This window comes from Thermus altitudinis, assembly GCF_022760835.1.
GTDB classification, from domain to species: domain Bacteria; phylum Deinococcota; class Deinococci; order Deinococcales; family Thermaceae; genus Thermus; species Thermus altitudinis.
In genome coordinates, this window is the sequence record NZ_JAKTNQ010000011.1 from 1 (window position 1) to 25,026 (window position 25,026).

Here is a 25,026-nt window from a genome sequence, read left to right on the forward strand (position 1 = left end):
GAGTGCGCTCCAAGTCCCTCCTTTGGGGCTTGGTAGGGTACAGGCGGTACTTGTAGGCCTTTCGGATCACCGTACTTCCATCCCATGGTAGCAGATCCGCCGCTTTGGGGCTCCTGCCTCAAATGAACCGCCGGCGGATGTGGGGGGTCCATGTTTTCCCGGTTTGCAAACCGGGGGATTATAGCCCCCCACACCCCCCCTTTTCTCTAACTCAGAGGGCCGTAGCCCCTCCGTCCACGGGGAGCACCACCCCGGTGATGTAGTCCGAGGCGGGGCTGGCCAGGAAGAGCACTGCCCCTCCCAGCTCCCCGGGCCTTCCGGAGCGGCCCAGGGGCAGGGTGGCCTTAAGGAGGGGCTCGGCCTTGGGCAGAACCTTCTCCGTCATACGGGTGGGGAAGAACCCCGGAGCTAAGGCGTTCACCCGTATACCGAAACGGCCCCACTTCACCGCTAGGTCCCGGGTAAGGGCGATGAGTCCGCCCTTGGAAGCGGAGTAGCCCACGGCATCCAGGACCTCGGAGTGCTCTCCCTTGAGCCCCGCCACGGAGGCGATGTGGACGATCTTGCCGTAGCCCCTTTCCCGCATGCGCTGGGCGGCAGCGCGGCTGGCTAGGAAGGCCCCCACCAGGTTGACCTCGAGGACCTCCCGCACCTTTTCCACAGGTATCTCCCAGGAGGGAGCGCCCCACGTGACCCCCGCGGCGTTGACCAGGATGGCGAGGGGCCCAAGCTCCTGTTCCACCTGGTCCACCACCTGAAGGAGCCGGCCTTCGTCCCGCACGTCCCCCTCCAGGTAGAGGGCCTCTCCAAGATGCCTTTTGGCTTCCTCAAAGAAGCTGGCCCTCCGGGCCAGGACCGCCACCTTGGCCCCAGCTTCTTTAAGGGCTAAAGCGGCCTCGAGGCCCAGCCCCCGGGATCCCCCCGTCACCAGGGCCACCTTACCGTCTAAGCGAAACTGCTCCAAGAACATCAAGGCTCCTCCTCTTTGCCCTGCGCCTCTTTGGGAGTGCGCTCGCTAAAGAGCCCCTTGTACCTTTCCCGGAGGGCCCGCTTGAGAAACTTTCCTGCGCTGGTTCGGGGGATCTCCTCCACGAAGACAAAGGCGTCTGGGAGTTGCCACTTGGCAAACCCTGCCTTTAGGAGGTGCTCCTTAAGGTCTTCCTCGCTGGGCTTTTCTCCCCTGGGCACCACCACGGCCAAGGGCCTCTCCTGCCACCTGGGATGGGGAATGGCCACCACTGCCGCCTCTTTCACCTGGGGGTGGCCCATGAGGGCGTTTTCCAGGTCCACGCTGGAGATCCACTCCCCGCCCGACTTGATAAGGTCCTTGAGCCGGTCCTTGATCTCCAGGTAACCCTCCTCGTCCCACACGGCGATATCCCCGGTGCGAAACCATCCGTCCGTGTTGAGGGCCTGGCGGCTAGCCTCCTCGTTTCGGTAGTACCCCCCGGTGATCCAGGGCCCCTTGAGCTGGACCTCCCCCATGGTTCTGCCATCTTTGGCCACCGGGCGGCCTTCCTCGTCGGCAACCCGAAGGCGCACAAGAGGGATGGGGAGGCCGGTTTTGGCCTTAAGGCGGATCCTCTCCTCCCAGGGTAGGCTTTCCAGGTGGCTTTTTATGAAGTTCTGCACCACCACCGGGGAGGTTTCCGTGAGGCCGTAGCCCTGCCGCACCTCTATACCCATGCGCTCAAAGCGCTCCACCAGGCTTCCCGGGGCGGCGCTTCCCCCCACCACCAGGCGCCTCAGGGTTTTGAGGCCTTGGCCGGTGCCTTCCAGGTATTCGGCCAGGGCCAGCCACACCGTGGGCACCCCGGCGGTGAAGGTCACCCCCTCCCCATCAAAGAGCTCCACTAAGGAGGCGGGATCCAGCCTGGGGCCCGGCAGAACCTGCTTGGCCCCCACCAGGGTGGCGGCATAGGGCAGGCACCAGGCGTTCACATGGAACATGGGCACCACGGGGAGCACCGTGTCCTTTTCTGAGAGGGCGGTGCCGTCCTCGAGGCTTGCCGCCAGGGTGTGAAGCACCAAGGCCCGGTGGCTGTAGACCACCCCTTTGGGAAGGCCGGTGGTCCCCGTGGTGTAGGCCATGCCGCAGGCGGCCCGCTCAGGTACCCGTACGGGGTCCACCTCCTCGCCCAACACCTCCTCGTAGGCCAGGTATCCCTCCGGTGCCTTTTCGTCCATCACCACGAGGTGGCGCACGGTGGAGAGCTCCGGGCGCAGGCGTTCCACCAAGGGGAGGAGCTGGGGGTCAAAGAGGAGGACCTTGTCCTCGGCATGGTTCAGGATATAGGCGATCTCCTTGAGGGAAAGGCGGGGGTTTGCCGTGTGAAGGACCGCTCCCATCCCGGGCACGGCAAAATAGGCCTCCAGGTGGCGGAAATGGTTAAAGCCCAAGGTGGCTACCCGGTCCCCCACTTGCACCCCCAGGTTCCTAAGACCTCCCATGAGCCTTTTGGCTCGGACAAAGAGGGAAGCGTAGGAGGTGCGGTGGACCTTGCTGGTGTGGAGCCGGGATACCACTTCCTTTTGGGGGAAAAGCTCTGCCGCCCTTTCCAAGAAATCCCACAGGTTTAGCTCCTCGTCCATCATGGTGCTCGGGAACATCTCCCCTCCTTTCGCTTCGCCACCAGGATATCCCTGGTAAGGCGTTCAGGCCACCCGGTAGAAGATCCCCTTCGCAAGGGCCACCTCGCTTTCCTCCAAGAGGACCTCGCCTGTGGCGTGGAAGAGCCTCCCTCCTGCGTGGACCACCCGGGCCTGGGCTTGGAGAAGCCCCTCCCGCACAGGTCTTAGATAGCTCACGCTCAGCTCTACGGTCACCACCTCCACCCCCAGGCTGCCCACAGCGTGGCCAAGGGCGGTGTCCGGAAGGGCGGCGAGGATCCCGTCGTGCACCACCCCCCTCCCTTGGAGGAACTCCCCCCGCACCGGTAGCCGTACCCTCGGCCTTGCCCGACTCGCTATACCTGGGGCTTTCTGCGGACCAGGGTGACAAACTCCCCCTCCTGCACCACCTCGCCCCGCTGGTTCAGGACCCGCACCCGTTGCACCACCACGCCCCGGTCGGGCTTGCTGGTTTTGTGCTTCTCCAGGATCTCGCTCTCCCCCCTCACCGTGTCCCCGATGAAGACCGGCTTTAAGAACTTGTAGCTCCGGATCTCCATCCAGGCGATGATGGTTCCCTCAAAATGCCCGCTTCGCTGCCTGAGGCCGGTGAGCAGGGAAAGGACCAGAAGCCCGTGGGCGATGCGCTGGCCGAAGGGGGTTTCCTTGGCGAACTCGGCATCGGTGTGGATGGGGTTGTAATCGCCAGAGATCCCGGCGAAGTTGACCACGTCGGCCTCGGTTACCGTGCGGGCTGGGGTGGTAAAGCGCTGGCCCACCTCAAAATCCTCAAAGTACATAGGCATCCCCGTCACCTCCTTTAACCTTCCCCGAAGCCCTTGATCCCGGTGAGGTGGGCTCCGATCACCAAGGTCTGTATCTCGCTGGTCCCCTCGTAAAGGGTGAGGATGCGGGCGTCCCGGTAAAGCCGGGCCACCTCGTACTCCTCAAAGAAGCCGTAGCCCCCGTGGATCTGGATGGCCCGGTAGGCCACGCGGTTGGCGGCCTCCGAGGCGAAGAGTTTGGCCATGCTGGCTTCGAGGGTATACCGCTCCCCCCTAAGCTTCTTGGCCACCGCCTGGTAGGTGAGCAGGCGACTGGCCTCGAGGTCCAGCTTCATCTGGGCCAGATGGGCCTGGATTAGCTGAAAACTGGCGATGGGTCGGCCGAACTGGTGCCTTTCCTTGGTGTAGCGCAGGGAAAGGTCCAGGGCCCTCTGCATGAGCCCCACCGCCCCGGCCGCCAAGGAAACCCGGCCGGTATCCAGCGTGGAAAGGGCGATCTTGAAGCCTTGGCCTTCCTCTCCCAGGACCCTATCCTTCGGAATGCGCACCTCCTCCAGAAAGACCATACCGGTGTCGGCGGCCCTCAAGCCCAACTTCCCCTTTAACGGCGTGGTCCGCACCCCGTCCGCCCGCTCCACCAGGAAGGCGGTGATGCCCCTGCTGCCTTTTTCCGGCTCCGTATTAGCGAAGATGAGGAAGACCTCGGCCACGTTGGCGTGGGAGATGAAGGTCTTCTGGCCCTGGAGGACGTAGTGGTCCCCGTCCCGGTAGGCCCGGGTGCGGAGGCTTCCCGCATCCGACCCCGCCTCGGGCTCCGTGAGGCCGTAGGCTCCGAGGATCTCCCCTTTGGCCAGCCGGGGGACGTACCGCCCTTTTTGCCCCTCCGTTCCGTAGGCGAGAAGGGGAGTGAGGACCAGGCTCTGCTGCACGGAAAGGATGGAACGCAAGGAGGCGTATCCCCCAAGCTCCTCCAGAAGGGCGATGTAGGCCCAGAAGTCCAGGCCAGCCCCTCCCAGGGCTTCGGGGGCAAAAACCCCCAGGAATCCCAGCTCCCCCATGCGCTTTACCAACGGCCAGGGAAAGGCTTCCTGGGCCTCGTATTCCGCCAAGGTAGGTCCTGCTTCTTCCAGGAAACGCCTGGCCAGTTGTCGGATTTCCTTGTGGTTAGGAATCTCCATTTTCTAACCCCCTGAGGAGGAGATGGAAGTAGAAGCGGGCCACCTCCTCCGCCCGCAAGGGCCCGCCTGGGCGGAACCAGCGGATCATCCAGTTGAGAAGGGAGAGGACCGCCCGCGCGGTCAAGGCCACGTCCAGCTGGCGGAAAACCCCGCTCTCCATGCCCCGCCTTAGAAGGGTGCGGAGGGTTTCCTCGTACCGGTCCCGCAGGGCGATGATGGGCGCTTGCTTTTCCGGGGAGAGGCTTTGCAGGCCCTGAAGCATGGTGACGAAGAAGGGGCGGTTTTCCTCAAAGAACCGAGCGTGGCCCTCCATGAAGCGGAGCAGGGCTTCGCGGGGATCAGGGACGGCCAAGGCCTTCTTCCCCTCCTCCAGGAGCCCCTCTAGGGCCTGGTGGCTGATCTCGTAGAGGACCTCCTCCTTGCTGGGGAAGTGGTGGTAAAGGGCGGCCTTGGAAAGGCCCAAGGCCTCGGCCAGGTCCTGAACGCTGGTGGCCTCGTACCCTTTTTCCGTGAAAAGGCGGGCAGCTTCTTCTAAGATGCGGTCGCGGGTAGCCATTCCCATATTTCACCGACCGGTCGGTAAGTCCACCGTACCCCCATGCACGGGAACTGTCAAGGCCCTAGAGGCCCCCTTTCCTCGAGTCCCGGTACCTTGGGACATCCTCACGAGGGTTTCCGCGAGGGCCGTCGGCCGGGTCTCTGCACCTGGCCAGCGCTTGGGAGTTCCACGCTTCCACCCACCCTTGCGGCTAGCGGGCCTGCACCCTTGTAGAGGCAGCATTAAAGTGGAAGAATGGAAAGAAAAGGAGGCGCTTATGAAGGTCACCCTTAGCGTGCTTAAGGCCGACATCGGCTCCATTGGGGGCCATACCCTTCCTAGCCGTAGGGTACTGGCCCAGGTGGAAGGAATGGTTCGGGAGGCGGTGGGCCGCTTGCTCTTGGACGCCCACGTGTTTCACATAGGGGACGACATCGTCCTCCTCCTATCCCACGCCCAAGGTCCACGAAACCCTGCTGTCCACGAGCTGGCGTGGAAAGCGTTTCGGGAAGGCACGCGGGTGGCCAAGGAGGAAGGCCTTTACGGGGCTGGGCAGGATCTCTTAAAGGACGCCTTTTCCGGGAACCTTCATGGCCTTGGGCCCCAGGTGGCGGAGATGGAGTTTGAGGAACGCCCTGCCGAGCCTTTTATGGTTCTGGCCGCCGACAAGACCGAGCCCGGGGCGTTCAATCTGCCCTTATATCTGGCCTTTGCCGATCCCATGTACTCCTCAGGCTTGTTGCTTTCCTCGGAGTTGCGCCCTGGCTTCCGCTTTCGCATCATGGACTTGGCCCAGACGGAAAGGGATAGCTATATCGTTCTTGACGCTCCCGAGAGGCTCTACGACATCGCCGCTCTGCTTCGGGATTCCCACCGGTTTGGGATAGAGTCCATTTGGTCCCGGCGCTATGGGGAAATCGCTGCGGTGGTGAGCACCACCCGCTTGCGCAACATCGCTGGGCGCTACGTGGGCAAGGACGATCCCGTGGCCATCCTCCGCACCCAGAGGATCTTCCCTGCCACGGAGGAGTTTGGCCCCCCCTTTGCCCTGGCCCCCTTCGTGGCCGGGGATACCCGGGGAAGCCACCACCTGCCCCTGATGCCGGTTAAGGCCAATACCCCTGCGTCCACCTTTTTCTGCGTACCCATGGTGTGCGGATTGGCTTTCTCCCTTAAGGAGGGACGGTTGTCTGAGCCGGTGGACCTCTTTGCGGACCCGGTTTGGGATGCGGTGCGGGCCAGGGTGGTGGCCAAGGCCCAGGAGATGCGCCGCCAAGGTTTTTATGGCCCCGCCATGCTTCCCATGGAGGAACTGGAATACACCGGGATTGCCGAGCGGCTTAAGGAGTTGGAGCGGGAGTTTTCCTAGGTCTTCGCCTCCTACCTGGGGTACGGGGTAGACTTGCCCGGGAGGAGCCATGGACCTCGCCTACTACCCTTATCCGTCCCGGCGGCACGTGGTCTTGGGCCGGCGGGGAGCGGTGGCCACCAGCCAACCTCTGGCGGCCTTGTCGGGGATGGAGATGCTTTTAAAGGGGGGGAACGCGGTGGATGCCGCTATCGCCATGGCGGCCGCCCTTACGGTGGTGGAGCCCACCAGCAACGGCATCGGGGGAGACCTTTTCGCCATGGTGTGGGATGGGAGGCTCCACGGCCTTAACGCCTCGGGGAGAAGCCCCCTGCGCCTTACCCCCGAGCGGATTCCCGAGGGGGGGATGCCGGAAAGGGGCTGGCTCCCGGTGACGGTGCCGGGGGCGGTCTCGGGATGGCGGGCCTTGCATGAGCGCTTTGGCAGGCTCCCTTTTCCTGAGGTCCTGGCTCCCGCCATCCGCTACGCGGAGGAGGGGTTCCCCGTGGGGCCAGAGACGGCCCGGGCTTGGCGGCGGGCGCAGGAAATCTACCTGTCCCTAAAGGGCCCGGAGTTCCAGGCCTTTCAGGAGGTGTTCTTTCCCGGAGGTCGGGCACCTGGGGCGGGAGAGGTGTGGGGAAGCCCCGGGCATGCCCAAACCCTAAGGGAGATCGGGGAGAGCTACGGGGAAAGCCTCTATCGCGGGAAGTTGGCGGAGGCCGTTGCCGGTTTCAGCGAGGCCACCGGGGGCCTCCTAAGCCTCGAGGACCTTGCGTCCCATGCTCCGGAATGGGTGGAGCCCCTTTCCTGGGAGTATCGGGGTTTTACCGTGCATGAGCTTCCCCCCAACGGCCAGGGGGTAGCGGCCCTCCTGGCTTTGGCCATCCTCGAGGGGTTTGACCTCAAGCCGGAGGATCCTTTCAGTTACCACGTCCAGGTTGAGGCCATGCGCCTAGCCCTAGCCGATGCCTTCCGCCACGTGGCCGACCCCCGGTTCCTGGAGTTGGACCCAAGGGCCATGCTTTCTCCTAGCTACGTGGCGCAAAGGCGCAGCCTCATCGGGGATAGGGCCTTGCCGCAGGTGCTGCCCGGGCTCAGGCCGGAGGGAACCGTGTACCTGGCGGCGGCGGATGGGGAGATCCTGGTTTCCCTGATCCAGTCTAACTACCAGGGGTTTGGGGCGGGTATCCTCGTTCCCAAGACGGGTGTGGCCTTGCAAAACCGGGGCTTGGGGTTTTCCTTAGAGGAGGACCACCCCAACCGGGTGGGGCCGGGGAAGCGTCCCTACCACACCATCATCCCGGGGTTCCTGACCCAGGAGGGGAAGCCCTTGGGCCCCTTTGGGGTCATGGGGGGGTATATGCAGCCCCAGGGGCATGTGCAGGTGGTGGTGGGCCTGGCGGATTTTCGCCTAAATCCGCAGGCGGCCTTGGACCGGCCGCGTTGGCAGGTGGTACCGAGCAGGGGAGGGGACCGGGTCCTGTTGGAGCTTGGCATCCCTCAGGCCACGGCCCTGTTCCTTAGGGATTTGGGACACAGGGTGGCGTATGAGGCGGAGCCGGGCGTTTTCGGTCGTGGCCAGGTGGTTCTGAAGGGGAACGGGGTGTTGCTGGGGGCTTCGGATCCTCGAGGGGAGGGCCTGGCGCTTGTGTGGTGAGTGCGGAGAGCGAAAGCACAAGCAGCTTTAATCGTGAACGTAAGCACAAGTAACTCCCCCAACCAAGACCCCACACCAGACCAACCCCCACAAGTCCCCCCTGACTTTCCCTTGACCAAGAGCCCCTACGCTGGTGCCATGAGGATCCTGGTGACCAACGACGACGGCATCTTCAGCCCCGGCCTTTGGGCCTTGGCCCAGGCGGCAAGCCGCTTTGGCGAGGTCTTCGTGGCCGCCCCGGATGTGGAGCAAAGCGGGGTAGGCCACGCCATCACCATCGCCCACCCGGTGCGGGCCTTTCCCCACCCGTCCCCCTTGCCCGGCCCCCACTTCCCCGCCTACCGGGTGCGGGGCACCCCCGCGGACTGCGTGGCCTTAGGCCTTCACCTTTTCGGCCCCGTGGACCTGGTCCTTTCGGGCATCAACCTGGGCAGCAACCTAGGGCACGAGATCTGGCACTCCGGCACTGTGGCCGCCGCCAAGCAGGGAAGGCTTTTTGGCCTCTCCGCGGCCGCCTTCAGCACCCCGGTGAACGGGGAGGGACCGGATTTTGCCCTGTTGGGGCCTTGGGTGGAGCGGGTCTTGGCCACCCTGCTACGGCTGGAGCGGCCCTTTTTGGTGAACGTGAACCTGCCCAAAGAGCCCAAGGGCTTTCTCTGGACCCGGCAGTCGGTGCGGTCCTATGAGGGGGTGGTGGTGGAGGGGGAAGACCCCATGGGCCGCTCCCTCTACTGGTTTGCCGCCCGGCCCCTGAAGGAGGCAGAGGAGGGGACGGACCGCTGGGCAGTGGAGCAAGGGTTCATCGCCGCTACCCCTCTTCGGCTGGACCTCACCGACGAGGCCAGGCTGCAGCCGGCTTTGGCCCATGATTAGCGTCCTCATTCCCACCAAAGGCCGCCCCCAGCTCCTCAAAGAGGCCCTGGCCTCCCTGAGGCGGCAGACCTTCCCCCATTACGAGGCCCTGGTGGTGGACGACGGGGAAGGGGAGGGCCTGGAAGTGGCGGCCTCCATGAACGACCTCCGCTTCCGCGCCTTCCCGAACCCGGGCCGGGGACAGGTGGAAGCCCGCTTGCAGGCCCTGGCCCAGGCTCGAGGGGAGGTGGTGCTCTTTCTGGATGACGACGACTTCTTCCTGGACCCCGCCTACCTCTACCGTGTGTGGCGCATCCTGTCCCGGGAAGAGGCCGTGGTCTACGGGGAAGGGGTTTTGTACCTGGGGGATGGGGAGATCCCCTTTGCCCCCGGGGAGATGGGGGACTGGATTCTCACGGACAACCGCATCCTGGCCTCGGGAACCGCCTTGCCCCGAAGGCTTCTTGGGGAACTCCGAGGCCTGGACCCCGACATGGGCGATTACTGGGACTGGGACCTGTGGCTGAGGGCCTACCGGAAGACCGTTCCCTTTCGCTACCTAAAGGGGCGAGGCCTAGGGATACGGGTTCACGGGGCAAACCAAAGCCACGGTAACCGGCAGGCGGAGCGCCGGATCTTCCTGGAGCGCCTCCGAGGCAAACACGGCCTTCCCCCCTTGGAGCTAAAGGACCACTTGTCCTTGGCCCTCGAGGCCCAGGCCCTGGGCCAAACCCGGTAGGGGGATGGCCTCTACCCCCCACCCGGCCCCAAGGGCCTCGGGGTGCGAGGCACGGGAAAAGGGCCCTACTCTCCGAGGAGGGCCTTCTGCAGGGCGGCCAGCCGCCTTTGCCTCTCTTCCCCTAAGGCCTCGGCCAAGCGGGTGGCCTCCCCATCCTGCGCCTCCAAGAGGTACTCCCGCAAGAGGGCCAGGAGCACCTCCAGATCCTGAACCTCTCCTAGCCTGTCCTGGAGCCTCTTTTCCTCCTTGGTGGGAAGCCCTAGAAACTCCTTGGCATAGCGGAGCCGCCTGAGGGCCTTGCGGTACGCGTGAAAGGCCTCGGGAGAGGGGTCCCGCGTAAGGAGTTCAAGCCGCTTCCGGAGGCCCTTTTCCAGGCGGGAAAGCCTTTGGAAAGCGGCCCTTTCCTGCAAAGGGGGCAGCGTGGCCAGGGCCCGCAATAGGGCCTCGGTCCACGGGGAGGCCAGCAGGTCCGGCAGCCGGCTTCTGGCTGCCGCCAACTCCCTTTCCAGGAAGCTTTGGAAGCCTTCGGGGAAAGGCCCCCTTCCCAAAACCACCTCCAGGTCCCGCACCCGCCCCGTCCCCCGCGCCAGGCGCCTCAGGTCATCCCGTAGCACCCTGTACCCTAGGAGGTCCAGATAGACCCTGAGCCTACGGGCCGCCACCCGTACCTGGTGCACCCCCTCGGGATCGGTGCCCGCAAGGGCCAGGGGGATGTGGGCCTTCAGGTGTTCCCTCCAGGCTTGGGCGTCTTTCACAGCCGGAAGACCTTGGGAGGAAAGAGGGCCTTAAGGGCCATGCCACCGGGGGCCGGCTCCCCCTCCAGCCAGGCCACGCCCCCCTTCTTTAGGACAAAGCGACCTCCCAGAACATCCCGGGCCGAGGCCCCGGCGAAGTCCCCCAGGAGAAGCCAGGCCAAGAGGGCAGAAAGGTAGGGTTCGTGCCCCACCAAGGCCACCCGGCCCTGGGGTGGGATCTCCGCAAGAAGGGCCTCCGAGGGGGAAACGCTCAGATAGGGGGTTACCCGGACCTCCCCTTCCAGGAGGTCCGCGAGCAGCTCCGCGGTTTCCAAAGCCCGCCGCTTAGGGCTGGTGAGGATGAGGTCCAGTTCCACCCCCAGCTCCTCGAGGCCCCGCACCACCTTGCGAAACCGCCGCACCCCTTTGGGGGTCAAGGGGCGCTGGTCATCCGCGGCCTCCTCGTCCAGGGGGGTGTCAGGGGAAATCCCCCCTATGGCTTCCTCCAGGGGCAGGGCAATGGCGTGGCGGACTAGGAAGAGTTCCATAGGCCCATTATGCAATGAACGGCAGGAAAGGGCTAGGGCGTACCCAAAAGGCTTAGGCAGAAGCCCCGGTTAGCGGCTAAGGAGCCGGTAAACCCCCACGGCCCCCAAAGCCCCCAGCACGGGAAAGAGGGCGGGCACCAGGAAGTAGGAGCTTCCCGCCCCCTCCACTCCCAGAATCCAGGCGAGAAGCCTTGGGGCCAGGTCCCGGGCGGGGTTTAGGGCGAAGCCCCCGGGGCCCCCCAGGCCGTAGCCCACCGCCGCCACCGTGAGGGCCAGCCAGAGGGCCACGATACGGCCATCCTTTCCCGCGGCCAGGATCACGCTCATAAGGGCAAAGGTGCCCAGGGTTTCCGCTACAGCTGGGCCCGTCCAAGCGTAAAGGGTTTCCGGCTCCGTGCGCAGAAAACCCGGCCCCGTGCTGAATACGTTGGGCATGCCCTGGGCCATGAGGCCTTCCCGGTAGGCCAAAAACGCCCCCCCGGCTCCGAGGAAGCCCCCAAGGCCTTGGGCCAGAAGGTAAAGGGGTACAAACCGCCACGGGAAAAACCCACCCGCGGCCAGGGCTAAGGTCACCGCTGGGTTCAGGTGGGCCCCGGAAAGGGGCCGGCTGGCCAAAACCCCCACCAGAACCGCGAGCCCCGAGCCCAAGGCCAAGGCATCGTACCCGATTGCCTCAAGCCGGGGCTTCAGCAGGGCATTGGCCGTGCTTCCCACCGTGAGAAGCACCAGGAGGGAGGTTCCTAGCACCTCTCCCCAAAAGGCCCTAGGGGCGATGGGCGTCATGGCGTCCCCCCCAAAGCCGCTTTTCCTCCGGGGTCAGGAGGAAGCTATTCCGGTCATCCCGGACCTGTAGCTTAAGCACCTTGAGCACCCGCCTTTTGGCCTCCTTATCCAGGACGGGGAAGAGAAGCTCATACCGCCTCTCAAAGTTCCTGGGCATGGCATCGGCGCTGGTGAGGTAGACGCGCCAGGCGCCATCGGCCCGGAAGGCGGCCACCCGGGCATGTTCCAGAAACCGCCCCACCAGGCTCTTGGCCCGGAAGGCGGGGTGGAGGAGGGTGAGGGTGCTGCGCACCAGGAGGTCCACCCGGGCTCCGGCCTCCGCGGCACGCACCAAGGCCTCCAACACCGCTGGGTCCGTGAGGTGGTTGAACTTTAGGAGGATCCGCCCCTTGGGATGGGCCTCCCGCCCTATCTCCTCCAGGAGGAGGTGGCGAATGGCCTCTCCCGTCTTGAGGAGGCCAAGCCCCAGGGGGGGCAGGGGCCCGCCTTCCCAGGGGAGGTCCCCGGGGTCACGGCCCGCGGGGAAGGCAGTGTGCAGGCTCTGGAAGAAGGCCCGCACCTCCTTTACCACGTCGGGCCTCGAGGTGAAGAGGGAGAAATCCGTGTACAGCCTGCCGTTTAGGGGGTTGTAGTTGCCGGTGCCCAGGTGGGCGTACCCCTTGCCCTCCGGGGTGAGGAGGAGAAGGGCCTTGGCGTGCACCTTGCGCTCCGGCAAAGGGAGGATCTCCACCCCGGCCCGGAGTAGGCGCAGGTACCAGTGAAGGTTCAGAAGTTCGTCAAAGCGGGCCCGCCCCTCGAGGAGCACATGAACCCTTTTCCCCGCCTTGGCGGCTTGGATCAGGGCCTCTGCCAGGGGGTTTTCCTCCCCAATGCGGTAAAGGGTAGCCCAGACCTCCGCCACCTTGGGGGAGAGGGCCTCCTGGGCAAAGCGCTCCACCGCCCGGTAATCCTCAAAGGGATGGTACAGGAGGAGGTCCTGGCGTTCTAAAAAGGCCAAGGGCTCCTTGAGGAAGCGGCGGGGGCGCTCGGGGCGTAGGGGAGGGAAGCGCCACCTTTCCGGACCCTCGGCCACCAGCCGCTCCACCAGGGCCAGGTTAAGGGGAGGGGGGAGGAGGAAGACCTCCTGGGGGCTCAGGTGCAAGGCCTCCCTCAGCCGGTCCAGCCAGGGATGGGGGAACTCCTCCTCGGCCACCAAAAGGGTGGCCATGCCTTCCTGCCGGCCCTCCAGGGACTGGGCCAGTTCGTCCCAGTCGGCCCGGGCCCGTTCGCTTTCCAAAAGCCTAAGGACCCGAAGCTCGTACAGAGGGCCCTCCTCCGGCAGGAAGAGGTCGCTGCGGGCCCGCATAAGGGCCCCCAGGCGGACATAGCGGCCCTCCAGGCCGGGGACGGGGAGAAGGCGGGGTAGGTCCTGGGGAAGGCGCACCAGGTAACGCTCTGAGGCGAAGTACAAGGCCCCATGGGTGGCCTCGGCCGCGGCCTCCCAGGGGATGAGGTCGGTGCGGGGGGCCACCACCTCCGCCAGGTAGACCCGGAAGTAACGCCAGTCCTCCTCGTCCAGGTCCTGCGGGTCCAGGACCTCGAGGTGGGGCGACGCTTCGGCGAGAAGGGCCAGGTAGCGTTCATGGGCCAGCCGGGCCTGGGCGTAGGCCTCCTGCAGGAGGTTCAAGTGGTCCGGGCTTCCCCGGGCCTCCAGAAAGGGCTTGGCGATGCGGGCGGCAAAGAACTCGTCCAGGTTCCTGTTCCATATGGCCAGGAAGCGCATGCGTTCCAGTAGGGGAAAATCCGGCCTTTCCGTTTGCCAAAGGACCCGACGGTTGAACTGGAGCCAGCTGGCCTCGGCTAAAAGGCGCATCCTCCTAACAGTAAGCCCTGGAATGGTCAGAGGAAGGTCAAATCCCTGGCCGTAGGCGCCCTTGGGTCCTCCTAGCACGCGGAAAGAGGCCGCCCCAAGGGGCGGCCGGAAAGAAGGAGGAGCCCAGGCTTCTAGGCCCAAACGTCCTCGGGATGGAGCATGCCCACGGGCCGGGCCTTGAGGATCTCCAAGGCCTCTTCCTCGCTCATCACCGGGTTCTGGTAGCGGATCCCCAGGGCCTCTCCCATGAGGCGGAAGACGTGGGTGTTGTCCAGTAGGCCCAGGTGGAGGAAGCGCAGGCCCTGGCCGTAGAGGGCCAGCACCACCGGGCTTGCCGTGTGCTGCCCCGAGGACCAGCCGATGTTGGGCCGGTCGGGCCTCGTGGCGTTCTTCTGCACCATGGCCCAGGAGAGGGTGTTGCTGGGCTGGATGCCGTAGCGCACCCCGTCGGGGCGGTAGGCCTTCTTGGCGATGGCCTCCACTACCATCTGAGCCTCGGCGTCCTCCAGGACCACCCCCTTCAGGGCCCGGTAGGCCTCCTTCACCTGGCCCGCATCGGGGTTATTGCCCAGGGCCCGGAGCATGTACTCAAAGCTGGCCTTCTGCCCCTCCAGGAGGTCCAGGCCCACGGAGCCCTCCAGGTAGCTCCGGCCCGCCCCGTAAAGCGCCCCCACCCCGGTGGCGTGGTCGGAGGCCAGGATGAGGAGGGTGTCGGGGTTCCGGTCCACGAAGGCGGTGAGGAGCTCCAGGGTCTCGTCGGCCGCCAGCACATCCCAGAGGGTGGCCGCGGGGTCGTTTAGGTGGTTGGCGTGGTCAATCCGGCCCGCCTCCACCTGGAGCACGAACCCGCTCTTGTAGGAGGCCAGCCGGGGCAAGGCCGCCTGGACCATCTCCTTGAGGCTTGGCACCTTCACCCCCTGGAAGCGGCGGTCCACCTCGTAGGGCACGTGGCTATCGGAGAAGACCCCTAGGAGCTTGCTGGCGTTGGTGCGGAGGAGCTCCTCCGGGGTGCGCACCACCCCGTACCCCGCCTGGGCAAAGGCGGCGTACAGGTCCTTCTTGTCCTTGCGCTTCTCGGGGTTGAAGAAGCGGTCCCCGCCCCCCAGGTACACCTCGGCCCCAAACTCCAGGTACTGCTCGGCAATCTTTTCCTCGGCATTCCGGTCGGGGTTGGAAACCACAAAGCTGGCCGGGGTGGCGTGGGTGACGGTGGGGGTCACCACCAGGCCCACCGCCTTGCCGGCCTCCTTGGCGGCAGCGAAGAAGGGCTTCAAGGGTGTTCCGTCCGCGTGCACCGCAAGGCCCCCGTTCACCGTCTTCACCCCGCAGGAGAAGGCGTTTCCGGCGGCGCTGGACTCGGTGACGTAGCTGGTGAGGCTGTAGGTGTTGATAAGGCCGTTGGGGTAGCGGGAAAGGAGCCGCTCCAGGGCCAAAACCCGGCCTTGGCGCCGGCGGGCGTAGGCCTGGGCGATGGCGTAATCCTCCCAGGAGAAGCCATCGTAAACGAAGACGATCAGGTTGCGGTACCTGCGGCCCAGGCCTGGGCTGTTCTGCGGGGCCCCTTGGGCCCCCGCCTTAGGCACCAGGGCCAAGGTTCCGGCCAGTACGCTTGCCTTTAAAAGGTCCCGGCGTTTCATCCCATCCACCTCCCATGGCTAACCGCCAGGACCTAGGGTAAGGGGTGGGTGTCATGGCCCGGTCAGGGCCTAGGGGGGCTCACCCTTCCCAAACCACCTCCAGGGGACGTCCGTACACCTTTTGGAAAAGCGGGGCCTGCTTCTCCGCCTCCACCCGCTCCACCCACGGCTCCGCGCTGGCCAGAAGCCGTAGCCGTACCTGGGGGCCCACCTCCACCCGGACCTCCCGCACCCTTTGGGCGCGGGTGCGGTCCAGCATCTCCGCCAGGCGCAGGATCACCGCCAGACGGGCCAGACGTTTGCCATCGCCGCGCCTGGCCAAAGGCCGGAAGGGGCCGAGGCTGGGGTCGCCCCGGCGGTGGTAGCGAACCATGAGGGCCAAAAGGGCCTGCTCCCGGTGCTCCATACCCAAGAGCGGCTCCGAGAGCACCAGGTAGGCCCCATGCTTGTGGTGGTCCGGGTACCCGATGTGCATCCCGATATCGTGGAGGAGGCAGGCGGCCTGCAAAAGCCTTTCCTCTTCCTCCCCGTACCCGTGAAGGGGAGCAAGCCCCGAGAAGAGGCTCGAGGCCAGGGCCCTCACGTGGTCCCGGTGCTCCAGGGCGAAGGGATACCGCCAAAAGAGGTTTTCCACGGCGAAGCGGGCGGGGTCCTCGAGGAGGTGGGGTTCGGGCAGCAAACGGGAGAAGAGCACCCCTTCCCGGATCCCCAGGCCGCTTATCCAAAGCCCCGAGGCCCGGGTGACCTTAAGGAGGGACCGCAGGAAGACCAGGCTTGCGGGAAGGGTCCGGGCCCGGTCGGGGGAAAGCTCCGCGGCCTCCATCCGCGCCTTCCCGCTAAGGGGCATGAGGGCCTCGTAGAGCTCCTCCACCCCTTCCTTGGGGAGAAAGTACCCGTGGACGAAGTCGAAGGGGTAGGCGTGCCGCTTTTGGTGGATCCGGGCCACGGCCCTGAGGTTCCCCCCTAGGCCCACCAAGGGCAGGCCCCGGGGGAGGGGAAGGGCCTCCAGGTAGTCCTCCACCTTGCGCGCCAGGGCCCTCACCTCCGCCCTCGAGGGCGGGTCCTGGGTGAGGAAGCCTTCGGTCAGGCGCAAGGCGCCCAAGGGCAAGGCCTTCCCCCAAAGGAACCGGCGCCCTTGCATGAGGGATATTTGGGCGCTACCCCCGCCCTGGTCCACCACCAGGGCGTCCCTTAGGGGCAGGCCGTTGGCCACGGCCAAAACCCCCAAGCGAGCCTCCTCTTCCCCCGCCAGGAGCTCGGGCCTTAGGCCAAGCCGTCTGGCCTCCTCCAGGATCAGCCCTCCGTTGGCGCTATCCCGGATGGCGCTGGTGGCCAGGGTGCGCACCTCCTCAGCCCCTGCCGCGCGGAGGAAATCGGCAAAGGCCCTAAGGGCCTTTACCCCCCGCTCCAAGGCCTCGGGCGTGAGCTGGCCCTTCGCCAGCCCTTCACCCAGGGCTACCGCCTCGCGGAGCTCGTCCACCCGGTGGTACCCGCGGCCCGGCTCGTAGGCGTAGACCACCAGCCGCAAGGTTCCCGAACCCAGGTCCAGCACCGCCAAGGAGCGAGCCAAGGTTCGCGGATGCGCCCAAGAGAGGATCCCCATCACGCCTTCCCCCATTCCGCCGGCTTCAGTTTAACCGCAGGGATGGGGTGCAGGTGCTAGGGGGGCAGGGTCCAGTTTGCGCCGCGCTTCCCTGCCCCCTTTTGGCTCCACATGCCGATGGGCGGGGCCCCAAGACCCCGCCCATCCCTCTCTAGCCCCTAGTAGGTACGCCAACTGCTTCGTCTCTCCCGGTAGATGCGCAGGCCACTTGGGACGCTGGCGTCCTCCACGATGACCAGGCCCTCCTCAAAGTTGGGGTCCAAGGTGGTGGTGAAGCTTACCCTCTCCGGGGGCCGGTCCGGGAGGCAGTGCCAGCTTACGTCCACGGAAAAGGGGGAGCCTAGGGTTCGGCCCTCGGGTCCGTTAAGGACGTACAGCGTCTTCTGGGGAAGGGGGTCGGGGTCGGGGATGCGCACGGTTTGCCCTGGGGGGAGCCGGAGGGGATCGCCACTCCGCTGAGCCACCACGATTTCCCAGGGCTTCTCCGCATGGTTGGTTACCGCCACCCCTTGGCAGACGCCCCTGGCCTCGTAGAGGACGGGTATGAACTCACCAATGACGCCAATGGCAATCCGGCACCCGCCAAGGGCGGGAAGGAGGGCTAGGAGAGACCAGGCCAAAATCCGCCACCTTGTTCCTTGCATCCGCATCACCTCCGGTACAGGCCGTAGACCCCCTTCCAGCTGGGGACCTTGGGTTATTGTATCGCTTCCATGCCGGGGCCCCTGGTCCCGGAGCCACCCTGCCCCCCTCCGCCTCCAGGAGGGGGTAGCGGTACCCCCCGCCGACACCGGCCCCGGGGGTAGGGGCACCCTTGCGCTCCCTGGGGGAGGGGGAGAGTGGTGCGCAGCTCGTGGGCCTCCAAGGGCTTGGGGTGCATTCGCCGGGCACCGTTATTTTCGTTCGCGAAAGGTACATTTCGCGCATGTGATATAATCGCCCCGTGGCGCAAGCCCTTATTTGGAAAACCCTAGGCATTAAACGGGCCGATAAGGCCCTACAAGGCCTGGCCCCCTATGCGGAATACCTCCTTTTGGAAAGGGGCTATTCCCCCCGGGGGGTGCGCCGGTACCTCCAGGATCTGGCCTTTTGGTTCCGCTTCCTCGAGGCGGAAAACCTGCCCCCGGGCCCCGAGGCGGTGCGGGCCCTGCTCCTAAAGGAACGCTGGGCCCCGAGGCGGGTGCAGGGGTTTTTGGCCGCCTTGCGCAGCTACTACCGCTACCTGTCCCAGGTGCGGGGCGAGGCGGTGTCGGACCCCACGGAGGGCATCGGCCGGCCCAAGGCCGGCCGCCGGCTTCCTTTACATCCAAGCCCTGAGGAACTGAAGCGTTTCCTCGAGGCCTTCCAAGGGGAAAAGGAAGCCCGGCTCCTAAGCCTTCTGGCCCGGTTCCTTTACGGCACCGGTCTGCGCATCTCTGAAGCCCTTTCCCTAAAGGGGCGCAACATCCTTCTGGAAGGCCGCCACCCCGTGGCCATCCGGGTGGTGGGCAAGGGCAACAAGGAAAGGCTCGTGCCCCTTTCCAAAACCGCCCGGGAGGTACTCCTGGAACTAGGCCCACCCCCGGGGAATGTGCCTCTTTTCACTTTCTCCCAGGGCCGGCACAAGGGCCGGGTGCCCTCGGCCCGGTACGTGGAGGCCAGGTTCCGCGAAGCGGCCCTGCGGGCGGGTCTGGACCCCAGGCGCTTCACCCCCCACAAGCTCCGCCACGCCTATGCCACCTTACTGGTGGAAAACGGCGTGGAGCTGGATGCGGTCAAGGACCTCCTGGGCCACGAGTCCATCGCCACCACCCAGATTTACCTGCACGCCTCTCGGGAACGGCTGAGGGAAGCCGCCTCGAGGCTCCCCGAGCTCTAGGCCCGGCCCAGGCCCAGACGGCCGCCAGCGGCGGGCTGGCCGGACGCCAGCCTTCATCCCGCAAAGGTGATGCGGGACACTTGTCCCTTTTGCCTGGGTGTGCTAACCTAACAAACGACCGTTCGCCATGGAACGACGCGAGCAAATCCTCACCGTAGCCGGCCACCTCTTCAGCCAGCGGGGTTACCACGCCACCAGCATGCGGGACCTGGCCAGGGAGCTGAACCTCCAGGGGGGAAGCCTCTACGCCCACATCGCCTCCAAGGAGGAGCTCCTCATAGAGGTGGTGCGCCGTGCGGCAGAGCGGTTTTTAGCGGTCCTGGATTCCCTGGAGGGCGATCCGGTGGCCAAGCTTAAGGGCTTGGTGCGCGGCCACCTGGAGGTCATCGCCCAGGAACTCCCCCGGGCCACGGTCTTCTTCCACGAGTGGAAGCACCTCTCCCCTCCCCTGTTGGAGGAGGCCAAGGCCCTGCGTCGGAAGTACGAGGAAGGCGTGCAAAGGATCATCCAGGAAGGGGTGGAGCAAGGGGTGTTCCGCGTGCCCAGCGTGCGCCTGGCCACCCTGTTTGCCCTTTCCGCCCTTAACTGGACCTACCAGTGGTACCGGCCCGAGGGGCCCCTATCCTTGGAGGAGCTTTCCCAAGCCTACGCCGCCCTCCTCCTGGGGGCTCTCGGTATGGACCAGGCAAAGGGAGGAGACCAGGATGGTGAAGCTTAGGATCGGTTATCCGGAGGATCCCGACTACGGGGAGCGGCTTGCGGAGTTTGAGGCCCGCATCGCCCGGGGGGAGAAGATTGAGCCCGGGGACTGGATGCCCGCGGAGTACCGGCGCCAGCTCATCCGCATGATCTCCCAGCACGCCCATAGCGAATGGGTGGGGATGCTTCCTGAAGGCGCCTGGATCCCCCGGGCTCCTTCCATCCGGCGGAAGCTCATCCTGCTGGCCAAGGTCCAGGACGAAGCCGGGCACGGCCAGTACCTCTACCACGCCGCGGAAACCCTGGGGATCACCCGGGAGGAGATGGTGGAGGCCCTCCTCTCCGGCAAGGCCAAGTACTCCAACATCTTCAACTACCCCACCCTGACCTGGGCGGACGTGGGCATCATCGGCTGGCTGGTGGACGGGATGGCCATCAAGAACCAGACCATGCTGGCCCAGTGCTCCTACGGGCCCTATTCCCGGGCCATGGTGCGCATCTGCGCCGAGGAAACCTTCCACCACAAGCAGGGCAAGGAGGCGGTTCTCCTCTACGCCAAGGGTTCCAGGAAGCAGCGCCAGATGGTCCAGGATGCCCTAAACCGCTGGTGGTGGCCCACCTTGATGATGGCCGGGCCCCACGACACCGACTCCCCCCACACGCCGCTTTTGCTGCGCTGGGGCATCAAGACCAAGACCAACGACCAGGTGCGCCAGGAGTTCTTGAACGAGCACGTGCCGGAGCTTTTGGAAGCGGGCCTGAGGATCCCCGATCCCCATCTGCGCTACGACGAGAAGACGGGGAACTGGATCCATGGGCCCATTCCCTGGGATGAGTTCTGGAAGGTCATCAACGGGGAGGGTCCTATGAACCGGCAGCGGCTCCTGGCCCGCAGGAGGGCCCACGAGGAAGGGCGTTGGGTGCGGGAGGCCCTCGAGGCCTACGCCCAGCGGCAGCTGGCCCAGGCGGCCGATTAGGAGGGGGGCATGTGGGGAACCGAGTGGCCCCGGTTTGAGGTGATCAAGCAGGACACCCAGCATAGCCCCCCGCAGATGGTGGGCTCGGTGCACGCCGCCGACCCCGAGCATGCCCTCTTGGTGGCCCGGCACGTTTTCGTGCGGCGCCCTGCGGCCTACGCCCTTTTTGTGGCCCCCGCTGAGGCCTTTTTCCACGTTTCCCAAGAGGGTCTAAAGGACCTGGCGCCCCGAAGGGAAGGCGGGCCCGAGGAGGCCTACTGGGTTTTCGCCAAGCGCAGCCACCGCCGGAGCATGGTCTACGGGGACCTGGTGGGCCGCTTCTTGGCCCAAGGACCGGAGGACGCAATCGCCCAAGCCCTCCTCCAGGCCCAAGGGGTGGCCTTCTGGGCGGTGCCGGAACGGCTGGTGGTGGGCACGGAGCCCACGGAGGAGGTGGTGGAGAGCTGGTTCGCCCCCGCCAAGGATAAGCGGTACCGTTTGCAAAGCTACTACGGTCTGATCACCGCCAAGGGGGTGGAGGATGCTTGACCCCTACCTCAAGGAAGCCCTGGTGGCCCGGCTTACCGCCTGGGCCGACGACGAGGTGGTCTTGGCCCAAAGGCTTTCCGAGTGGGTGGGGCATGCCCCCATCCTCGAGGAGGACATCGCCATCGCCAACCTGGCCCAGGACGAGCTGGGCCACGCCAAGGTCTGGCTGGAACTCCGGCAGGAGCTGGACGGCTCCGACCCTGACCACCTGGTGTTCTTCCGCGATCCCCTGGAGTACCAAAACGCCGTCTTGGTGGAGCTTCCCAAGGGGGACTGGGCCTTTACCATGGTGCGCCAGTACCTCTTTGACGCCTACGAGAACCTCTGGCTCAAAGAGGCCACCAAAAGCGCCTATCTTCCCTTGGCCGAGGCGGCAGGCCGCATCCTAAAGGAGGAGAAGTTCCACCTTAGCCACAGCTCCCTTTGGCTGGAAAGGTTAGGCCAGGGTACCGAGGAATCCCACCGCCGGGCACAGGAGGCCTTGGACACCCTCTTCCCCTATGTTCGCCAGCTCTTCCAACTCCTGCCCACGGACGAGGCCTTGGTGGAGGTGGGTGTCCTGCCAGACCTGCGCGCCTTGGAGGCCCCTTATCTAGAGGAGGTGGGGGCCAGGCTGGAGAGGGTAGGGCTCAGACCTCCTCAGGGTGGGTACGTGCCCAAAAGCCGTCAGGAGCATACGGAGTACCTTTGGTCCCTCCTGGCGGAGATGCAGTCCGTGGCCCGCTGGGACCCGGAGGCCAAGGCATGGTAGAGCGGTACTGGGAAGCCCTAAAGGGGGTTAAGGATCCGGAGATCCCCGTCCTCAACATCGTGGAGATGGGGATGGTTCTCTCCGTGGAGGCGGAAGGGGAAAGGGTTAGGGTCCGCTTCCGCCCCACCTTCTCCGGCTGCCCCGCCCTTAGGCTCATCCGCCAGGAGATGGAAAAGGCCCTGCGGGAAGCGGGGGCCCAGGAGGTGGAGGTGGTGGAGGCCAAAACCCCCTGGAGCACCGAGGACATGACCCAGGAGGCCAAGGCCAAGCTCCTGGGCTATGGGGTGGCTCCGCCCATGCCCCTATCCATGGCGGAGGCCAACCCCCCCTGCCCGCGGTGCGGGAGCCTGCAGGTGGAGCTGAAAAACCCCTTTGGAGCCACCTTGTGCAAGATGCTTTTCCAGTGTGCCGCTTGCGGGGAAGTGTTTGAAGCCTTTAAAACCGTCTGAGACCCAACGCCTCTGGACCCTTCCCTAAGGGCTCCGGAGGCCTTTTAGGAGGATGCCGGTGCCGGGAGAAAAGGTCAGAAGTTACCTCATGGGAGAGTGGCGGGTAGGCCAGGGGGAAGGGGTACCGGTGCGGGATGCCGCCACGGGGGAGGTGCTGGCCCATGTCACCGCCCAAGGGCTGCCCCTTAAGGAGGCGGTGGCCTGGGGGAGGGAAGTGGGAGGAAAGGCCCTCCTGGCCTTGGATTTCCCGGAAAGGGGAAGAAGGCTTCGCGCCTTGGCCCAGTACTTGGGCGAGCGGAAGGAGGAGCTCTACCGGCTTTACGCCACCACCGGGGGCACCAGGCGGGATGCCTGGTACGACGTGGATGGGGGGATCGGGGTCCTTTACGCCTATAGCTCCTTAGCCCGGAACCTCCCTGAAGGCCACTTCCTGCTGGAGGAAGACCCCATCCCCTTAAGCCGGGACCTTTCCTTCCAGGGGCGTCACCTTCTCGGGCCCAAGGGGGGGATCACCGTGCAGATCAACGCCTTCAACTTCCCCGTCTGGGGCCTTTTGGAGAAGTTTGCGCCGGCCTTCTTGGCCGGGGTGCCCACCCTGGCCAAGGCGGCCACCCCCACCGCCCACGTGGCCGAAGGGCTGGTGCGGCTCATGCTGGAGTCCGGGGTTTTGCCGGAAGGGAGCCTGCAGTTCCTGGCGGGAAGCCTGGGCGAGGCCCTGGACGCCCTGGGCCATCGGGATAGCGTTTACTTTACCGGCTCCAAGGCCACGGCCGACCTCCTTAGGCGCCACCCCGCCTTCCTTGAACGGGGGGTCCACCTCAATGCGGAAACCGACTCCTTAAACGCCGCCATCCTGGGGGAGGAGGCCGGAGAAGAGGAGCTGGCCAGGCTGGCTCAGGAGATCGCCCAGGAGCTTTCCATCAAGGCGGGGCAGCGGTGCACGGCCATCCGGCGGGTACTGGTACCGGAGGGGCGGCTGGAAGCCCTCCTCGAGGCCACCCACAGGCACCTGGAGGGCCTCAAGCTGGGCGACCCCAGGGAGGAGGGCGTGGACCTGGGCCCCTTAGCCTCCTTGGAGCAAAAGGCGGAGGTGGAAAAGGCGGTGGAGGCCCTGGTGCACGGGGGAGCCAGGGTGTACTGGCGGCACCCGGGAAGGCGGGATGGGGCCTTCTTTCCTCCAACCCTCCTCCTGGCGGAGGATCCCTGGGCGGAAACCCTCCACCAGGTGGAGCCCTTCGGACCCGTGGCCACCTTCTTCCCCTACCGGGACCGGGAAGAGGCCTTGCGCCTTGCCCGCATGGCGGGAGGCATGCTGGTGGCTACCGTGGCCACCCCGGACCTGGAGGAGGCCCGCTTTTACCTCCAAGGGCTAGCGGGAGAGGTGGGAAGGCTGCACATCCTAAACCGCAGGAACGCCCATGCCTCTACCGGCCATGGCTCCCCCTTGCCCCGCCTCCTCCATGGGGGGCCGGGGCGGGCCGGGGGTGGGGAGGAGCTAGGGGGGCTTCTGGCCGTGAAGCGCCATCTGGCCCGCCTGGCCCTGCAGGCCGATCCCCACACCCTCCAAGCCCTCACCGGGGAGTACGCCAAGGGGGCGGAGAGGCCCGCCCAGGTCCATCCTTTCCGCAAGTATTACGAGGAGCTGGAGATCGGGGAAACCCTCTGGACCCACCGCCGTACGATTACGGAGGCGGATATCGCCCTTTTCGCCCATCTTTCCTGGGACCACTTCTACGCCCACACCGACGAGCTGGCCGCTCAAAAAAGCCTCTTTGGCAAACGGGTGGCCCACGGGTACTTTGTGCTCTCGGCGGCCGCGGGGCTGTTCGTGGACCCGGCTCCGGGGCCGGTCCTGGCCAACTACGGCCTGGAGGACCTCCGCTTTACCGAGCCCGTGGGCATTGGCGACACCCTGCAGGCCCAGCTCACGGTGAAGGCCAAGCGGCCCAAGGACGAGAGGTCGGGGGTGGTGGAATGGGCGGTGGGGGTGGTGAACCAGGAGGGGAAAACCGTGGCCGCCTACACCATCCTCACCCTGGTGGCTCGAAAGCCCAGCGCGTTTTCGCCCGAGCCAGCCCCCTAGGGGCCATGGCCCAGGCGGACCGAACCCCTCAGCTGAGACGCCAAGGCCATGCTACGGTGGGGGGATAGCCGGGCACGAAGCGGCCTTTTGCCCCGTCTATGCCGCCTTGAACCTCCTCCAGGAGAAGTGGACCCCGCACATCGTCAGTGGACATGGGCCTGCTGGAAAGGGAGGTGGAATCCTTAGTGCCTCCCCGCACCCGCTACCGCCTCATCGAAGCCGGGCGGGAGCTGGAGGCGGTCATCACCGCCACCGGGGCTTGGGCCCGCGAGAACCCCCAGGCCCCCGTGGGCCAGGTTCCCCGCCCGGGGCCAGCCCGGAGTGGCTTTGGGCGGTGCCCTATTCCGCTTCCCCTGCCAGGTACTGGAGGTAGTTGGCCAGGCCCATCTGGTTCAGGAGTTCCCGCTGGGTCTCCAGCCAGTCCACGTGGCCTTCCTCGTCCTTGAGGATCTCCGCCACCATGTCCCGGGTACCGTTATCCCCCAGGCGCTGGGCCAGGTTCATGGTCTCGTTGTAGCCCTTCACCGCCTGGAGCTCCCCCTCGTAGTCCTTGAAGAGGATCTCCTCCACCGTCTTGCCGATCCTTATCTCCCCGATGCGGCTTACCTCCGGAAAGCCTTCCAGGAAAAGGATGCGCTCAATGTGCTTCTCCGCATGGCGCATCTCGGTGATGGCGTGGGCCTTGAGGTGCCGGGCCAGGGCCTTAAAGCCCCAGTTCTCCGCCATCTCCGCATGCACCATGTACTGCAAAATGGCCGCTAGTTCCTCGGAAAGCCTCTCCTGAAGGCTTTGGATCACATCCGGATGGCCTTTCATA

At 65.7% G+C, this 25,026-nt stretch carries 27 protein-coding genes; 12 read left to right on the top strand and 15 right to left on the bottom strand.

Annotated elements, in window-relative coordinates; translation table 11 throughout:
- From L0D16_RS12625 to L0D16_RS05500, 7 genes are all read right to left on the bottom strand, one after another.
- Positions 1 to 70 (bottom strand): helix-turn-helix domain-containing protein (locus L0D16_RS12625; RefSeq protein WP_423247860.1); only part of this gene is annotated, 70 nt, incomplete at its 3' end.
- 141 nt (positions 71 to 211) lie between these two features.
- On the bottom strand, positions 212 to 970 hold the full coding sequence (locus L0D16_RS05475) for an SDR family oxidoreductase (protein WP_243030524.1): 759 nt from the start codon (positions 968 to 970) through the stop codon (positions 212 to 214).
- Entirely contained in the window at positions 970 to 2,610 is a 1,641-nt protein-coding gene (locus tag L0D16_RS05480) for a long-chain fatty acid--CoA ligase (protein WP_243030436.1), read from the bottom strand. The genes L0D16_RS05475 and L0D16_RS05480 overlap by 1 nt, the downstream gene beginning before the upstream one ends.
- 45 nt (positions 2,611 to 2,655) lie before the next feature.
- The gene (locus tag L0D16_RS05485; protein WP_243030437.1) at positions 2,656 to 2,901 is read right to left on the bottom strand and encodes a PaaI family thioesterase; all 246 of its coding nucleotides are present in this window, start codon (positions 2,899 to 2,901) and stop codon (positions 2,656 to 2,658) included.
- Between the two features lie 65 nt (positions 2,902 to 2,966).
- The gene (locus L0D16_RS05490; RefSeq protein WP_243030438.1) at positions 2,967 to 3,416 is read right to left on the bottom strand and encodes a MaoC/PaaZ C-terminal domain-containing protein; all 450 of its coding nucleotides are present in this window, start codon (positions 3,414 to 3,416) and stop codon (positions 2,967 to 2,969) included.
- A gap of 14 nt (positions 3,417 to 3,430) precedes the next feature.
- On the bottom strand, positions 3,431 to 4,573 hold the full coding sequence (locus L0D16_RS05495; RefSeq protein WP_243030439.1) for an acyl-CoA dehydrogenase family protein: 1,143 nt from the start codon (positions 4,571 to 4,573) through the stop codon (positions 3,431 to 3,433).
- Positions 4,560 to 5,135, bottom strand: a complete 576-nt coding sequence (locus L0D16_RS05500; RefSeq protein ID WP_243030440.1) for a TetR/AcrR family transcriptional regulator — start codon at positions 5,133 to 5,135, stop codon at positions 4,560 to 4,562. The genes L0D16_RS05495 and L0D16_RS05500 overlap by 14 nt, the downstream gene beginning before the upstream one ends.
- A 253-nt stretch (positions 5,136 to 5,388) precedes the next feature.
- On the opposite strand from L0D16_RS05500, the gene fbp reads away from it, so the two are divergent.
- From fbp to L0D16_RS05520, 4 genes are all read left to right on the top strand, one after another.
- The gene (gene fbp, locus L0D16_RS05505) at positions 5,389 to 6,480 is read left to right on the top strand and encodes a fructose-1,6-bisphosphate aldolase/phosphatase (protein WP_243030441.1); all 1,092 of its coding nucleotides are present in this window, start codon (positions 5,389 to 5,391) and stop codon (positions 6,478 to 6,480) included.
- Positions 6,481 to 6,529: 49 nt separating this feature from the next.
- Positions 6,530 to 8,116 (top strand): gamma-glutamyltransferase family protein, encoded by a 1,587-nt coding sequence (locus L0D16_RS05510; RefSeq protein ID WP_243030442.1) that lies wholly within the window; start codon positions 6,530 to 6,532, stop codon positions 8,114 to 8,116.
- 138 nt (positions 8,117 to 8,254) lie between these two features.
- The gene (gene surE, locus L0D16_RS05515) at positions 8,255 to 8,989 is read left to right on the top strand and encodes a 5'/3'-nucleotidase SurE (protein ID WP_243030443.1); all 735 of its coding nucleotides are present in this window, start codon (positions 8,255 to 8,257) and stop codon (positions 8,987 to 8,989) included.
- The gene (locus tag L0D16_RS05520; RefSeq protein ID WP_243030444.1) at positions 8,982 to 9,707 is read left to right on the top strand and encodes a glycosyltransferase family 2 protein; all 726 of its coding nucleotides are present in this window, start codon (positions 8,982 to 8,984) and stop codon (positions 9,705 to 9,707) included. Before surE ends, L0D16_RS05520 begins: the two co-directional genes overlap by 8 nt.
- Positions 9,708 to 9,772: 65 nt before the next feature.
- Here the strand turns inward: L0D16_RS05520 and L0D16_RS05525 are convergent, their stop codons facing one another.
- From L0D16_RS05525 to L0D16_RS05555, 7 genes are all read right to left on the bottom strand, one after another.
- A complete protein-coding gene (locus L0D16_RS05525) occupies positions 9,773 to 10,462 on the bottom strand; it encodes a CHAD domain-containing protein (protein WP_243030445.1) in 690 nt (229 codons plus the stop codon).
- The gene (locus tag L0D16_RS05530; protein WP_243030447.1) at positions 10,459 to 10,989 is read right to left on the bottom strand and encodes a SixA phosphatase family protein; all 531 of its coding nucleotides are present in this window, start codon (positions 10,987 to 10,989) and stop codon (positions 10,459 to 10,461) included. Before L0D16_RS05530 ends, L0D16_RS05525 begins: the two co-directional genes overlap by 4 nt.
- 69 nt (positions 10,990 to 11,058) lie before the next feature.
- A complete protein-coding gene (locus L0D16_RS05535) occupies positions 11,059 to 11,772 on the bottom strand; it encodes an MIP/aquaporin family protein (protein ID WP_243030448.1) in 714 nt (237 codons plus the stop codon).
- The gene (locus L0D16_RS05540) at positions 11,753 to 13,624 is read right to left on the bottom strand and encodes a polyphosphate kinase (protein WP_243030450.1); all 1,872 of its coding nucleotides are present in this window, start codon (positions 13,622 to 13,624) and stop codon (positions 11,753 to 11,755) included. Before L0D16_RS05540 ends, L0D16_RS05535 begins: the two co-directional genes overlap by 20 nt.
- 131 nt (positions 13,625 to 13,755) lie before the next feature.
- Entirely contained in the window at positions 13,756 to 15,261 is a 1,506-nt protein-coding gene (locus tag L0D16_RS05545) for an alkaline phosphatase (RefSeq protein ID WP_243030451.1), read from the bottom strand.
- A 79-nt stretch (positions 15,262 to 15,340) separates the two neighbouring features.
- On the bottom strand, positions 15,341 to 16,879 hold the full coding sequence (locus L0D16_RS05550; protein WP_243030453.1) for a Ppx/GppA phosphatase family protein: 1,539 nt from the start codon (positions 16,877 to 16,879) through the stop codon (positions 15,341 to 15,343).
- A gap of 143 nt (positions 16,880 to 17,022) precedes the next feature.
- Positions 17,023 to 17,508 (bottom strand): hypothetical protein, encoded by a 486-nt coding sequence (locus L0D16_RS05555; RefSeq protein WP_243030455.1) that lies wholly within the window; start codon positions 17,506 to 17,508, stop codon positions 17,023 to 17,025.
- 299 nt (positions 17,509 to 17,807) lie between these two features.
- Between L0D16_RS05555 and L0D16_RS05560 the strand changes: the two genes are divergently transcribed.
- From L0D16_RS05560 to L0D16_RS12630, 8 genes are all read left to right on the top strand, one after another.
- On the top strand, positions 17,808 to 18,722 hold the full coding sequence (locus L0D16_RS05560; RefSeq protein ID WP_243030457.1) for a tyrosine-type recombinase/integrase: 915 nt from the start codon (positions 17,808 to 17,810) through the stop codon (positions 18,720 to 18,722).
- A 127-nt stretch (positions 18,723 to 18,849) separates the two neighbouring features.
- Positions 18,850 to 19,440, top strand: a complete 591-nt coding sequence (locus L0D16_RS05565; protein ID WP_243030459.1) for a TetR/AcrR family transcriptional regulator — start codon at positions 18,850 to 18,852, stop codon at positions 19,438 to 19,440.
- Positions 19,427 to 20,398, top strand: coding sequence for a 1,2-phenylacetyl-CoA epoxidase subunit PaaA (gene paaA, locus L0D16_RS05570; RefSeq protein ID WP_243030461.1), 972 nt, complete (start codon positions 19,427 to 19,429; stop codon positions 20,396 to 20,398). Before L0D16_RS05565 ends, paaA begins: the two co-directional genes overlap by 14 nt.
- A 9-nt stretch (positions 20,399 to 20,407) precedes the next feature.
- Positions 20,408 to 20,926, top strand: a complete 519-nt coding sequence (locus L0D16_RS05575) for a phenylacetic acid degradation protein (protein WP_243030462.1) — start codon at positions 20,408 to 20,410, stop codon at positions 20,924 to 20,926.
- Positions 20,919 to 21,677, top strand: a complete 759-nt coding sequence (paaC, locus tag L0D16_RS05580; protein WP_243030463.1) for a 1,2-phenylacetyl-CoA epoxidase subunit PaaC — start codon at positions 20,919 to 20,921, stop codon at positions 21,675 to 21,677. The genes L0D16_RS05575 and paaC overlap by 8 nt, the downstream gene beginning before the upstream one ends.
- A complete protein-coding gene (paaD, locus tag L0D16_RS05585; protein WP_243030464.1) occupies positions 21,671 to 22,126 on the top strand; it encodes a 1,2-phenylacetyl-CoA epoxidase subunit PaaD in 456 nt (151 codons plus the stop codon). The genes paaC and paaD overlap by 7 nt, the downstream gene beginning before the upstream one ends.
- 52 nt (positions 22,127 to 22,178) lie before the next feature.
- Complete coding sequence (gene paaZ, locus L0D16_RS05590) at positions 22,179 to 24,209, top strand: phenylacetic acid degradation bifunctional protein PaaZ (RefSeq protein ID WP_243030465.1); 2,031 nt, start codon at positions 22,179 to 22,181, stop codon at positions 24,207 to 24,209.
- A 152-nt stretch (positions 24,210 to 24,361) separates the two neighbouring features.
- A complete protein-coding gene (locus L0D16_RS12630; protein ID WP_423247859.1) occupies positions 24,362 to 24,655 on the top strand; it encodes a winged helix-turn-helix transcriptional regulator in 294 nt (97 codons plus the stop codon).
- Here the strand turns inward: L0D16_RS12630 and bfr are convergent.
- The gene (bfr, locus tag L0D16_RS05600) at positions 24,549 to 25,025 is read right to left on the bottom strand and encodes a bacterioferritin (RefSeq protein ID WP_243030466.1); all 477 of its coding nucleotides are present in this window, start codon (positions 25,023 to 25,025) and stop codon (positions 24,549 to 24,551) included. The two genes, L0D16_RS12630 and bfr, sit on opposite strands and share 107 nt — an antisense overlap.
- Position 25,026 lies beyond the last annotated feature (1 nt).

Coding starts and splice junctions, on each gene's coding strand:
- L0D16_RS05475 (WP_243030524.1), bottom strand. CDS start 970: ATGTTCTTGGAGCAGTTTCGCTTAGACGGTAAGGTGGCCCTGGTGACG.
- L0D16_RS05480 (WP_243030436.1), bottom strand. CDS start 2,610: ATGTTCCCGAGCACCATGATGGACGAGGAGCTAAACCTGTGGGATTTC.
- L0D16_RS05490 (WP_243030438.1), bottom strand. CDS start 3,416: ATGCCTATGTACTTTGAGGATTTTGAGGTGGGCCAGCGCTTTACCACC.
- L0D16_RS05495 (WP_243030439.1), bottom strand. CDS start 4,573: ATGGAGATTCCTAACCACAAGGAAATCCGACAACTGGCCAGGCGTTTC.
- L0D16_RS05500 (WP_243030440.1), bottom strand. CDS start 5,135: ATGGGAATGGCTACCCGCGACCGCATCTTAGAAGAAGCTGCCCGCCTT.
- fbp (WP_243030441.1), top strand. CDS start 5,389: ATGAAGGTCACCCTTAGCGTGCTTAAGGCCGACATCGGCTCCATTGGG.
- L0D16_RS05510 (WP_243030442.1), top strand. CDS start 6,530: ATGGACCTCGCCTACTACCCTTATCCGTCCCGGCGGCACGTGGTCTTG.
- surE (WP_243030443.1), top strand. CDS start 8,255: ATGAGGATCCTGGTGACCAACGACGACGGCATCTTCAGCCCCGGCCTT.
- L0D16_RS05520 (WP_243030444.1), top strand. CDS start 8,982: ATGATTAGCGTCCTCATTCCCACCAAAGGCCGCCCCCAGCTCCTCAAA.
- L0D16_RS05530 (WP_243030447.1), bottom strand. CDS start 10,989: ATGGAACTCTTCCTAGTCCGCCACGCCATTGCCCTGCCCCTGGAGGAA.
- L0D16_RS05535 (WP_243030448.1), bottom strand. CDS start 11,772: ATGACGCCCATCGCCCCTAGGGCCTTTTGGGGAGAGGTGCTAGGAACC.
- L0D16_RS05540 (WP_243030450.1), bottom strand. CDS start 13,624: ATGCGCCTTTTAGCCGAGGCCAGCTGGCTCCAGTTCAACCGTCGGGTC.
- L0D16_RS05545 (WP_243030451.1), bottom strand. CDS start 15,261: ATGAAACGCCGGGACCTTTTAAAGGCAAGCGTACTGGCCGGAACCTTG.
- L0D16_RS05550 (WP_243030453.1), bottom strand. CDS start 16,879: ATGGGGGAAGGCGTGATGGGGATCCTCTCTTGGGCGCATCCGCGAACC.
- L0D16_RS05555 (WP_243030455.1), bottom strand. CDS start 17,508: ATGCAAGGAACAAGGTGGCGGATTTTGGCCTGGTCTCTCCTAGCCCTC.
- L0D16_RS05565 (WP_243030459.1), top strand. CDS start 18,850: ATGGAACGACGCGAGCAAATCCTCACCGTAGCCGGCCACCTCTTCAGC.
- paaA (WP_243030461.1), top strand. CDS start 19,427: ATGGTGAAGCTTAGGATCGGTTATCCGGAGGATCCCGACTACGGGGAG.
- L0D16_RS05575 (WP_243030462.1), top strand. CDS start 20,408: ATGTGGGGAACCGAGTGGCCCCGGTTTGAGGTGATCAAGCAGGACACC.
- paaC (WP_243030463.1), top strand. CDS start 20,919: ATGCTTGACCCCTACCTCAAGGAAGCCCTGGTGGCCCGGCTTACCGCC.
- paaD (WP_243030464.1), top strand. CDS start 21,671: ATGGTAGAGCGGTACTGGGAAGCCCTAAAGGGGGTTAAGGATCCGGAG.
- paaZ (WP_243030465.1), top strand. CDS start 22,179: ATGCCGGTGCCGGGAGAAAAGGTCAGAAGTTACCTCATGGGAGAGTGG.
- L0D16_RS12630 (WP_423247859.1), top strand. CDS start 24,362: ATGGGCCTGCTGGAAAGGGAGGTGGAATCCTTAGTGCCTCCCCGCACC.
- bfr (WP_243030466.1), bottom strand. CDS start 25,025: ATGAAAGGCCATCCGGATGTGATCCAAAGCCTTCAGGAGAGGCTTTCC.